Raw genomic sequence first — 11,123 nt, forward strand, 5'->3', positions numbered from 1 at the left:
ACGACGAGGCGACCGCCTGGTCGTCTCACCTCATCGAGGCCGCTGCTTGACATTCAAGCTCCTGGGATGTCTCTCAGTCCAGAGCGCCGGCCGCGACCAGCCGGTCGATGACGATCCGGATGGCCGGGGCGCAGCGGCCCGCGTCCGCCGAGGTGAACCAGCCCAGCTCGGCGATCTCGGCGGCGGGCGCGGGTTCGGCGTCGCTGGCCGCCGCGTAGTAGATCAACCGGACCCGCACCCCGGGGCCGCGCCCGTGGGCCGGCGCGGTCACTTCCCCGGCCCAGGTCAGGTCCTGTTGCCGCAGCCGCACCCCGGTCTCCTCGAACACCTCCCGCACGGCGGTCGCCTCCGGCGTCTCACCCGGTTCCGGTTTGCCGCCGGGCAGATAGAACGCGTCCGACCCGCGGGTGCGGGTGACCAACAGGCGCCGGTCCCGCAGGCACGTCCACGCCACGGCGGTGATCGTCTCGGGCACGCGCACGTCCTCGGGGCAGGTGGGGAACAGCGGAACCCCAGGCTAGCGGCAACAGCCGCGGTCTCAACCGGCCACCACCCGCGTGGTGAACGCGGTCAGGTTGCGCATCGCCCGCTCGATGCGTTCCGGCAGGCTCAGCGTCTCCTCCCGGCGCACCAGCCGCATCCGCGGCTGGCGTTTGCCGCGCAGGTACAGCGAGCAGGCCAGGTCGGCGCACAGGTATTCGCCGACCGTGTTGCCCCGCCGCCCGGCGGGCCCGGCCAGCGGCGCCACGAACAACGCCACCCCGGACGACGCGTGGTCGGTCAGGCAGATCCGGCACATGCTGGACCGGCCGGCGGCGGCCTTGACCGCGTTCGGGCGGCGTAACACCAGCCCGGTCAGCCCCCGACCGCCGGGTGTGTCGTCGCCGGGCATCGCATCGCCGGGCACCACCAGCAGCGCCCGCTGCGGCGCGCCGGGATCGGTCCAGCCGAGGAAGTCCAGGTCGTCCCAGGGGACTGCCTGGCCGGACAGGCCGGGTGGCATCCGGATCCGGCCGGCCTCACCCTTGCTGCAGTTGACGAAGGACGACCGGATTTCCTTCTCTTCCAGTGGTCGCATGGCCGCGACGGTAACGCAGGCCCGAAACCCCGGTCACGGCGTTTTCCGCCGCACGGACCGCGGGCGTTCTGCTCGATCAGCGACGCCGACGCGCCCTTGACCGCACGCTCGGTCGCCGTGCCGACCGGGTCTTGCCGCCCCGCTACGGGTCCTGTCGCGTGCGCAGCACCTGATGGACTCCGTGCACCGGCCGATATCCCAGCGCCGCCGCCGCGGCGCCGGAGTCGTAGACCCGGTCGAGGGTGCGCGGCAGCGGCCAGTTCCGGTCGCGGAACGCCGCCGCGACCTCGGGAACCCGCGCCGTGATCACGGCGGCTGCGTCGTCGTGCAACGCCGGGCAGTCCGCACGGGTGAACGGGTACGGTCCGGCGATGTTGAAGGTCCCGGTCACCGTGTGCCGCGCAGCGGCAAGCACGGTGGCCGCCGCGACGTCGGCGATCCCGACGGCACGGTGCAGCAGATGCGTGGCCAGCACGGGCAGCGGCTCCGGGAAGCACCGCGCGATGCGCAAGGTGACCGATGCGGCGTCGGCCGTCGCGACCAGTCGTTCGGCGGCCAGTTTCGTCTCGTCGTAGATGTCGCGGGGGCGGGGCTCCAGCCCCTCGTCGACCCACACCGCCCGGTCGGCCGGCACCAGCGCGTGCCCGTAGACGCTGGTGCTGCTGATGTAGATCACGCGGGCCACGCCTGCCCGCTGCGCGTCGTCGAGCAGTCCCTCGGTCGCGCCCACGTTGACGGCACGGAACTCCCGCTCGTCGACTCGGCCGACGTGCGGTGCGTGCAGCGCGGCCGCATGCACGACGACGTCCGCCCCCGCCAGCGCCGACCGGCGTACCCGGGGTTCTCGCAGGTCGCCGACGACGGTGGTCCACCGGCCGGGGGCCCGGTCGGCTCCGCGAACCGCCCAGCCGGCGGCGTCCAGGGCGGCCGCAACGGCCGCGCCGACCAGGCCCGACGTCCCGGTCACTGTGGCTGCGGCAGCCACTCAGCGGAACCGATCGATGGTGACAGGGATCATCCCCTGCTGCCGCATCTGGGTCGTCAAGCCGCGCAACAGAACGCCGACCGCCTCATCACGATCCCCGCGAAGGTCACAGGTCACGTCCAGCCCCCAGGCAGCACCCGCAGCGACCCGGCGGAGATCCCAGCGAAAGGTATCGCCCGCGACCTGACGGCGCACCGCGCCCAGGATGCGCACCTCGGGATCCGCGAGGTCACCGGTGACCGGCATCTGCCACGCCTCGCTGAGTGCCGCGAGGCCGTCCGGGCTCAGTTCGTCGGCGAACAGGATCCGATAGACACGCGTCTCGCGGAACCCCGGCCTGGGCTCGCAACCGGTCAAGGGCAAGGCGGACGCCGGTTGCGCCGCAGGGGCGCCGAAGTACGCCCGCAACGCGGGCTCGTGCGGCAGATCGGCACCGCAAAGGTCCCGGTAGAGGGTCGCCGCCGTGGTCCGGTTGACGGGCGTCACTCGCTTCCGCAGGGCGGCGTCGAGGCGCAGGCGCCTGCTGGTGGCCGAGGCGTCGTGCCAGCGGCCCTCCGACCGGCTCCAGCCGCCACTGACCAGCCCGGCCGACGAGTGGTCCGCCGCGAGCAGGAACTCCTCGGCCAGCAGCCCTTCCGGCACGCCGGCATCGTCGTAGACGACGTAGTAGTGCAGAGCAGGCGAGGAGTCGGCCGTCTGGCGCGCAGGAGAAGTCGTCACACGTCGATTCTCGGGCAGGCGGCGTGCTGCAGGTACCCGGCTCGCCGACGGCTTCGGCAGCCCGTTGCCGACGTGGATGAGAACTCGTCACGAGTCCGCCACCCTCGCAGCGCGCCCGCCGATATCGCCGAGAACCGACATCAGCCGGCCCAGCGGAGACTCCCCCAGCACCCTCCCGTGGGATTATTGAATTACTGTTAATCGCAATCCATTAATCCGAAAACGGACATAATGCCGACACACCATAATGACAGTTATGGTGTGTCGGTTACGTGGTCTGGTAGCCGCCATAAGCGTTGGTCGACGCCCCCTGGGTGGGGCCCGCTCTCGGCCCGGGCTCCATCGAAAATCTGGGTGTTCGCGACGGGGTAGCCGATACTGTGCCGCCCATGTTGGATGCGCACGAGCGATTCGTGGCCGCCGGACCGATGCGGATCTGGATCGAGCGAGTCGGCGATCCGGAGCTGCCCGCTGTTCTGATGGTTATGGGTTCGGCTGCTCAAGGAGTCAGTTGCCCTGATGCGCTGGTCGGTCGGCTGGTCGAGCGCGGGGTTCAGGTGATCCGGTTCGATCATCGCGACACCGGCCGGTCCAGCGTCGTGGACTTCGATGCCCATCCGTACACGATCGGGGACATGGCTCGTGATTGCCTGGCCGTGCTGGACGGTTATGGATTGAATTCCGCTCATGTGGCCGGGGCTTCTCTGGGCGGGATGATCGCGCAGTGGTTGGGTGTACACGCGCCGGACCGGGTCCGGTCCTTGACGGTGATGTCCAGCTCACCGATGGGCCACGATCCAGGTCCGGCGCGGGCCCGGGCGCTGGCCGGGGAGCCGGCCGACCCGGGTGATCTGCCGCCGCCGTCACCGGCGTTCGTCGCGCATCTGAAAGCCGGGCTGCCGCCGGGTGTTGAGTCCGACGTGGCCTTGTTCCGGCTCGTCAACGGGCCGGTCCGGCCGTTCGACGAGCCGGCCGCCCGGGCGATGCTGGAGCTGGCGGTCTCCCGGGCCGTCGACCCGGCGGCCGCGGCCAACCACCACCGGGCCGTGTGGATGGATGACCCCAGCCTACTCGCCCCGCTGTCGTCGATCACCGCACCAACCTCGATCGTGCACGGCGACCAGGATCCGGTCTATCCGCTCGGGCACGGCGAGGCCCTGACCGCCCTGATCCCGGGAGCGGTCCTGCACGTCGTGCCCGGCATGGGTCACGTCATGACGTCACCCGGCCTGCCGGAGGAGGTCGCCGACCTGATCCGGCTGTGACCGGGTAGCGAGGTGGGGAATGCTGGACCGCCGGAACGATTCCAGACCCGAACTCGCGCCGCCTGGAACGTCAAGGAATACTCGATGCCTAGCCTCGCTGCAGCCACGCCGCGCTTCGCCGTTTGCCGGTGATCTGGCGGCGACAGGCTCCGGTGAGTCAGCGCCCGCGGCGGTAGTGCAGGGCCACCGCGCCGTTGCGCAGCGGCTGCGCGGAGAGCAGTTCGAGCCGGCGCGTGGCGGGCAGCCCGCCCTGGTGCAGCGTCGGGCCGTGGCCGGCGATCCGGGGATGGACCAGCAGCTTGTATTCGTCGATCAGGTCCAGCCGGTCGAGCTCGGTCGCGAGCTTGCCGCTGCCGAGCAGGACCCCGGCCGGGGTCGCGTCCTTGAGCTCCTGCACACCCTCACGCAGGTCGCCGTTGAGGTGGTGGCTGTTGGTCCACGGGAAGTCCGTGCGCGTCGACGACACCACGTACTTGGGTTTGGTCTCCAGCTTGACCGCCCACTCGCGGATGGCCGGCGGCGCCTGCTCGTCGCCGCGGGCAACGGCCGGCCAGTAGCTTTCCATCATCTCGTAGGTGACGCGACCCCACAGCATTGCCCCACCCTCGTCCATGAGGCGGGTGAAGTAGGCGTGCGTCTCGTCGTCGGCGATGCCCTCCTGGTGGTCGACGCAACCGTCCAGGGTGAGGTTGAGGCTGAAGATCAGCAGTCCCATGACCGGCGAGTCTAACGCCGCTATGGCGTCGGTCCAGGCGGGGCGGCGCGATGCGGAGACTCGCGATCCGTGGCACATTCACTGACGCTCGCGTGGCTGATCCACCATCAGCCCCCACTTCGACCGGCTACACCGGACGTCCCGGCTCCGGGGAGAGCCCCGATGACCGGCACCGTCGGCCGGGCTCCGAATTGCGGCTGCTGCTGCGCTGTTGCGGCTGCCGTGCCGGGAAACGCTGACCTACGATGCCCCGATGGAGGGGGCTCAGCGGGCAACGCAGGAAGCCATGACGTGCGCCGCATCGCTCGGCCTGACCGCCCGCGACGCCGCCGTCCTGCACAACTCGAACAAGCTCACCCTGCGCCTGCGGCCCTGCGACGTGCTGGCCCGGGTGGCGCCCGCCGCGTACCGGGGTGCCCGGTTTGAAGTGGATGTCGCTCGGCGGCTGGCCGAGCTCGGAAGCCCGGTGGCCGCGCTGATCTCGCCCGAGATCTTCGTCCGGGACGGCTACGTCGTCACGCTGTGGGCCTACTACGAACCGGTTTCGCCTCAAGCAGTCCCGACTGCGGACTACGCCGACGCGCTCGCACGGCTGCACGCCGGAATGCGCGAGGTCGACCTGCCGGCCCCGCATGTCACGGACCGGGTTGCTGAGGCCCACACGCTCGTTGCCGACCCGGCTCGGACGCCGGGACTGGCCGGCCCGGACCGGGCCTTCCTCGCCGGCGCGTTGGACCGCCTGCGAGGAGCGGTCGGCCGGAGCGGCCGTCCCGAGCAACTCCTGCACGGCGAGCCCCATCCGGGCAATCTGCTCCCGACACGGACCGGCCCGCTGTTCGTCGACTTCGAGACGTGCTGCCGGGGGCCGGTCGAGTTCGACCTGGCTCACGCGCCCGACGGGGTCGCCGACCACTACCCGGGCGTCGATCACCGGCTGCTCCGCGATTGCCGGGCCCTCGCACTGGCGCTGGTCACGGCGTGGCGCTGGGACCGCGACGACCAGTTGCCCGACGGCCACCGGCTGGGCATCGAGGGGCTGAGCGAACTTCGGAGTCGATGGTCGGGCCGGTCTGGGTGATCCAGTCGCGGTAGGTGGCCGCAACCGAGGTCCAGCACCCTCAGCGGTCCGGTCCGACGGCTGACACCAGGTTTCCGCGATCTTGGTGCCGGGCCGCACCGTCATCTGACAGATGTCTCGCGGCAGCGGCCGGCGAAGACTCGGGCGTACCGGCCGCCCGGTTGGGTGTCGGCGTGTCGTGCGTGCCAGCCGAAGGAGACCGACGTATGGGGATCGAGGCTGTCCCAATCGAGGACCATGACGCCCGTGCCGCTAGTTGCGGCGGCCGTGAGCCGCGGCGACGCTGCGCCGGCGGCCAGTCTTCCCCGTTCAGGCTGACCGCGGGATCGTACGCCGATGCTCCTGGCCGGTTCCGGGTGACCACGGTGCGGGACGTCACGATCGTCGATCTCCGCGGTGCCTCGTACGGTCGAACAGCGGCCGAGCCCACCCGTGACGAGGAACAGGTGTGGATGTGGATCGTGCATCGGGGCACCTGGACTCTGGGCGAGACGGACGCCGCCCCCGAGATCGACATAAGCCAGGGGCGCTTCCACATCCGGCAGCGGGCCGGGTTGACACGATTCGAGACGTCGCAGCCGACCGTAGCGCACAAGCTCATGCTCCCCGCGGCCTCGCTCGCCGCGTCGCTGAGGGGGCGGACGGTCTCCGGCGCCACCGCGATGGCCGAGGTACGGCTGCTGACCGCCCACGCCACCATGATCCACCGGACGCTGCCGGACCTCGGGCCCGCCGGCGTCCAGGCCGCCCGCGACACCATGCTCGAACTGGTCACCTCGGTGATCCGGCGCGGCCTCGACGGTACCGACTCGCCTCTGGCCGCACCGCTGACCGCGACGGCCAAGAACCTCGTGGAGCAACGCCTGGCCGAGGCCGATCTATCCCCCACGATGGTGGCGGGCGAGCTGCACGTCTCCCTCCGTACACTGCAGCGGGCCTTCGCCGACGAGAACGAGTCGGTGGCCACCTACATCCGTAACCGGCGACTGGACCAGGCCCGGCTGGAACTGACCGATCCCCGGGCGAGCATCACCGAACTCGCCGCTCGGTGGCACTTCGCCGACAGCAGCCACCTCAGCCGGGCGTTCAAGCGACGCTACGGACAGACACCGACCGCCTATCTCCGGCAAGCCAGAAAATCACGGCGCTTGGCGGGGCCACCCCCATCGGGCGGGAAAACTCGGTCGGCGACGTAGCGTGGCAGCCCGTCGCTGGTCGGGTGCCACGCTCGTCATCCGAGGTTTCAGCCGGAAACCGTCCAGTCCTGTACGTCGATCCGGCTGCCGCCGTATCGGGGCGCGAAGATGCTGAGCATGCCGAGCGAGGTGAGGCGCCGGTGGTCGATGAGCGGATCGGAGTAGTAGATCGCCGAGGAGGTGTAGCGGATGGTCCAGTCGGTCCAGCCGGAGGCCTTCGACGCGGTCTGGATGTGTAGCTTGCGGGTGCTTGAGTCACCGCTGACCACGTACAGGTTGTCGGCGGCGTCTACGGCGATGTCGCCGCGGGACGACCGTTCCAGGAACGGGGTGTAGTCCTGGTGCCAGACCTTGGTCGCCTTGTCGCGCCAGTAGTGGACGAGGACAGCGGTCTCGCGGGCGCTGGTGAAGTCGCTGTTGTCGGCGGATGAGGCGGGCATGTGCGAGGCGAGCACGTGCACGATGCCGGCGGCGTCGACGACCTGTGATTCCTGGTTCATCAGGCCGCGGTTCTGGCCGATGCTCCGCACCTTGAGGGTGTTGGCGTCCGCGACGAGCGGGTTGCTGCCGGTGGCGGCCACGACGGTGCCCGCGTTGTTGCGCCAGGTCCGGCCTTTGTCCTTGCTGTAGGCGTAGTAGAGGTCGTGGTTGGTGCTGGCGTTGGAGGTCTCGCGTACGGTCCAGGTCGCGTGCAGCAGCGGGGTGGCCGCGTCGTAGGTGTGGTATTCGATTCCGAACAGGTAGGCGTTGTTGCCGGCCGTGGTCCCGTCGATGAATGTGCCGAGGGAGGTCCAGGTGCTCGACCGGTATTCGTAGAGCACTTCGTCACCGGTTCCGCTGTAGCCGGTGCGGATGGCGAGTTGCAGGGTGCCGTCCGGGTGGGCGAAGAACTGTGGATAGGTGACGACGTCCATGCTGGTGCTGGTCAGCGCGCTCTGGACCGAGCCGAAGGAGCTGGTGCTCCAGGTGGCGGTCGTCGGCGAGGTCGCCAGGCCGGCCACCGACTTGCGGTAGCGGAACTGCGAGGAGTGTGTGTCGAAGGCGAGGTGGATGGTGCCGTCGGAGGGCGCGATGCCGATGCTGATGGTGTTGTGTGAGTCGGTCGATGTGGTCGCGTAATCGGTGAGCTTGAGACTCGACCAGGCACCGGACGGCAGGTGCCGGCGCGCGATGTTGACGTATCCACTTTGGTCCCAGTACGCGGAGTACTGCCAGCCGTTGTAGGTGACGATGCCGTCCTGCTGGAACGACTCGCCGTTCATGTATCCGGTGTAGGTCAGGGCGGTGCGGCCTTCGGTGGTCAGCACCGTGGTGGTGGAGGCGGTGACGGTGGGGGCTGCGGCGGCGGCCTGCTGGGCGGCCGGCGTGGCGGTGAGACACACCACCACGCCGGCCACAGCGCACAGAGAACGTCTCATTAGACCTCGCTACTCAGTCCACCAGATGTCCGCGCTGTTCGTGGTGAACTGCTCGTACATGCTGCATTCGGGATCCGGCTGCCAGACGAACCAGGACGGGGTGAGCTTGTTGAACGTCGGGCCCCAGATCTCGATGTTGCGGAATACGCCGTGGTGATTGGCGGGCAGCATGTTGCAGTGCTGCGCACCGTAGGACTCCAGCACTCCACCCTGCGCCGTGGTGTAGACGGAATAGCTGGTGATATCGATTCTGGACTCGCCTCCGGCCGTCTGGTTGACGGTCCTGATCGCCCAGTGGCAGTTTCTTCCGTCGCTGTTGCACGAGTTGCCCTCCATGGCGCCCCAGATGGTGTCTCCGGGTGAGACACGCACGTTGGAGCCGTAGACGGAGTTGCCTCCCCATACGTACCACGAGGTGATGTACCAGTAGTTCCCGCCGCCGGATGCGCTCGGGCCGTACGTGAGGACAGGTTGGATGATCGCGTTGCCACCGGAGGGTTCGAACGACGAGAAGAGGAACGTCGTCGACCCGTTGACGTGCGGAGCGGTCGGGACCGCGTAGTTGACGTAGAGCCGGCGCAGCCACGTCGGCGCGTTCCACCAGGTGCTGATCATCCAGCCGTTCGAGGTGGGAACGGCCTGGTCCGGAGCGGCGCGGACCGCCGGGGACGTGGGACCGGCCTTTCCGGGCCTCACCAGCCTCGGATGCTTGCAGGCATCAAGCTGTCGCTTGGCTCCCGATGCGAGGACGATGTCATCGCCGTCGACCGTGGCGCCTTCAGGTAGCTTGTGGACGCACTCCTTGTTCATGAGCCCGCTGGGTGTTTTGACCCAGTCCGGCGATGCGAGGGCCTCGGCGTAGGCCCTCGCATCGGTGCTGACCTTTGCCGGGCCGGGGGTGTCAGCAGCGTCGCCCGACGGGGACGGCGAGGTGCCGGCGGGGCTCACGGTGGAGTTGCCGGCGTCGAACGCGGCCGCGAATCCACCTGCCGGGGTGGCAGCGGAGGCCGGAGAGGCCGTCGTGGAGGCGAGCATCGCCACGGCAAGGAGGATGGCGCCGGGTAGCAGGTGAGTTCTTTTCCAGCCGGGTTTGGATGTCTCAGGACGAAGATGCACCATGACCGTCCGATCCGTACGGAGAAGAAGCAGGACGCTTCGACTCGGAGGTGGGTGGATGCTCGCGAGCGAGGTTGGTTAGGATGCCTTTCCGCGGTTAGGACAAATCTAGGATCGACTGCTCTCTCGGGCATGAAGCGAAGCGACGAACGGCCTGAATCCGTGCGACACAAACCTCGATTCCGGAATCCTGCGTCTCCACACGGGCCCGCCTGGCGGCCGGATCCGATCTCGCACGATCGACCGCGACTCTCCCCTCCGAGACTCTGTTCAGTCCTCAGGAGCCGAATCATGATGAGACGCCGTATTGCCGTGGTTGGCGGTGGCCCGGCGGGCTTGACCTTCGCCCGCGTCATGCACCGTCACGGCTACCCTGTTGCCGTCTTCGAACGCGACCCCGCCCGCGGTGCCCGCCCGCCAGGCGGCACGCTAGACCTGCACGAAGGGCTAGGTCAGCTCGCCCTGGACAAGGCGGGGCTGCTGACGCCCTTCCGGGCGATGTCTCGCCCGGAAGGCCAGACCATGCGCATCCTGGCCACCGACGGAACCGTGCTGCGCGATTGGCGGCCCCGTCCCGGCGAGCCGGCCAATCCCGAAATCGACCGGGGGGACCTGCGTGACCTGCTCCTCGGCCCGCTCGACGTCCAGTGGGGGCGAGGCGTGACGCGGGTGGTGCCGGGAGCCCGCGACGGTGCGGTGATTCATTTCGCCGACGGGCGGCATGAGACATTCGACCTCGTGGTCGGCGCGGACGGCGCCTGGTCCCGGGTCCGCCCGGCGGTCTCGACGGTGACACCGCACTACACCGGCGTCACCGTCGTCGAGACCTCCCTCGATGATGTCGACACCCGCCACCCCGATCTCGCCCGGCTGGTCGGCGACGGTTCGGTGGCCGCGTACGGGGTGAACCGGGGCCTCGTCGCGCAGCGCAACAGCGGTGGGGGTGTGAAGGTGTACGCCCAGTTCCGTGCGCCTCTGGACGGGCACACCAGCGGGGACCTGACGGATGCCGAGGCCGTGCTGTCGGGCCTGCTGGCACGTTACGACGGCTGGGCCGATGCCCTCCTGGACCTCCTGCGCCGCGGGACAGCTTTCATCCGCCGCCCCTTGTACGTGCTTCCCGTGTCCCACGCCTGGACGCACGTTCCCGGGGTGACGCTGCTGGGCGACGCGGCTCATCTGATGCCTCCGTTGGGGGCAGGCGCGAACCTCGCCATGCTGGACGGCGCCGAACTCGCCGAGGCACTCGCCACCGGCCCCGAGGGCACCGGCCCTCAGGACATGGCCGGGGCCGTCCGAGCCTTCGAGGAAGACATGTGGGCACGAGCCAGCCGATGGGCGAAGATCACCGCGGCCGGCCTGGAACGCCTCGTGAGCCCTGACCCCGCGCAAGCTCTGGCCCTGTTCGACCAGGTCCAGCCCGCCTGACCGCGGAGCGCGGAAACGGGGCCGACGTCGATACCCTGATGCGGTGATTGACCGCCGCGCCGGTGCCGTCTGGGCGCTGTTCGCCGTGATCGCAGTGGTCTCCTGCACGCTGGTGTTGCGGCGC

The 11,123-nt window shown here is 69.5% G+C and carries 11 protein-coding genes; 4 read left to right on the top strand and 7 right to left on the bottom strand.

The annotated features are described in order from the left end of the window. Positions 1-73: 73 nt before the first annotated feature. The 4 genes from IEY73_RS31910 to IEY73_RS31925 all read right to left on the bottom strand — a co-directional run bounded on the left by IEY73_RS31910 (position 74) and on the right by IEY73_RS31925 (position 2,783). Entirely contained in the window at positions 74-475 is a 402-nt protein-coding gene (locus tag IEY73_RS31910; protein ID WP_229716359.1) for an NUDIX hydrolase, read from the bottom strand. Positions 476-538: 63 nt separating this feature from the next. Then, complete coding sequence (locus IEY73_RS31915) at positions 539-1,078, bottom strand: FBP domain-containing protein (protein WP_189083079.1); 540 nt, start codon at positions 1,076-1,078, stop codon at positions 539-541. A gap of 142 nt (positions 1,079-1,220) precedes the next feature. After that, a complete protein-coding gene (locus tag IEY73_RS31920; RefSeq protein WP_189083080.1) occupies positions 1,221-2,045 on the bottom strand; it encodes an NAD-dependent epimerase/dehydratase family protein in 825 nt (274 codons plus the stop codon). A gap of 18 nt (positions 2,046-2,063) precedes the next feature. Further along, the gene (locus IEY73_RS31925) at positions 2,064-2,783 is read right to left on the bottom strand and encodes a hypothetical protein (RefSeq protein ID WP_189083081.1); all 720 of its coding nucleotides are present in this window, start codon (positions 2,781-2,783) and stop codon (positions 2,064-2,066) included. Positions 2,784-3,172: 389 nt separating this feature from the next. Here IEY73_RS31925 and IEY73_RS31930 point away from each other — a divergent pair, with 389 nt between their 5' ends. Further along, the gene (locus IEY73_RS31930; protein ID WP_189083082.1) at positions 3,173-4,048 is read left to right on the top strand and encodes an alpha/beta fold hydrolase; all 876 of its coding nucleotides are present in this window, start codon (positions 3,173-3,175) and stop codon (positions 4,046-4,048) included. Positions 4,049-4,205: 157 nt separating this feature from the next. Here IEY73_RS31930 and IEY73_RS31935 read toward each other — a convergent pair whose 3' ends face one another. Next, positions 4,206-4,763, bottom strand: a complete 558-nt coding sequence (locus IEY73_RS31935; RefSeq protein ID WP_189083083.1) for a dihydrofolate reductase family protein — start codon at positions 4,761-4,763, stop codon at positions 4,206-4,208. Positions 4,764-5,016: 253 nt separating this feature from the next. Here IEY73_RS31935 and IEY73_RS31940 point away from each other — a divergent pair, with 253 nt between their 5' ends. After that, positions 5,017-5,841, top strand: coding sequence for a phosphotransferase (locus IEY73_RS31940; RefSeq protein ID WP_189083084.1), 825 nt, complete (start codon positions 5,017-5,019; stop codon positions 5,839-5,841). A gap of 365 nt (positions 5,842-6,206) precedes the next feature. Next, positions 6,207-7,037, top strand: coding sequence for a helix-turn-helix domain-containing protein (locus IEY73_RS33980; RefSeq protein ID WP_229716360.1), 831 nt, complete (start codon positions 6,207-6,209; stop codon positions 7,035-7,037). A 47-nt stretch (positions 7,038-7,084) separates the two neighbouring features. Here IEY73_RS33980 and IEY73_RS31950 read toward each other — a convergent pair whose 3' ends face one another. Beyond that, a complete protein-coding gene (locus IEY73_RS31950; protein ID WP_189083085.1) occupies positions 7,085-8,455 on the bottom strand; it encodes a BNR repeat-containing protein in 1,371 nt (456 codons plus the stop codon). Positions 8,456-8,464: 9 nt separating this feature from the next. Continuing rightward, the gene (locus IEY73_RS31955; protein WP_189083086.1) at positions 8,465-9,496 is read right to left on the bottom strand and encodes a hypothetical protein; all 1,032 of its coding nucleotides are present in this window, start codon (positions 9,494-9,496) and stop codon (positions 8,465-8,467) included. Between the two features lie 366 nt (positions 9,497-9,862). Here IEY73_RS31955 and IEY73_RS31960 point away from each other — a divergent pair, with 366 nt between their 5' ends. Then, on the top strand, positions 9,863-10,999 hold the full coding sequence (locus IEY73_RS31960; RefSeq protein WP_229716362.1) for an FAD-dependent oxidoreductase: 1,137 nt from the start codon (positions 9,863-9,865) through the stop codon (positions 10,997-10,999). Positions 11,000-11,123: the final 124 nt, after the last annotated feature.

This window comes from Mangrovihabitans endophyticus (assembly GCF_014646155.1).
Taxonomy (GTDB): Bacteria; Actinomycetota; Actinomycetes; order Mycobacteriales; family Micromonosporaceae; genus Actinoplanes; species Actinoplanes endophyticus.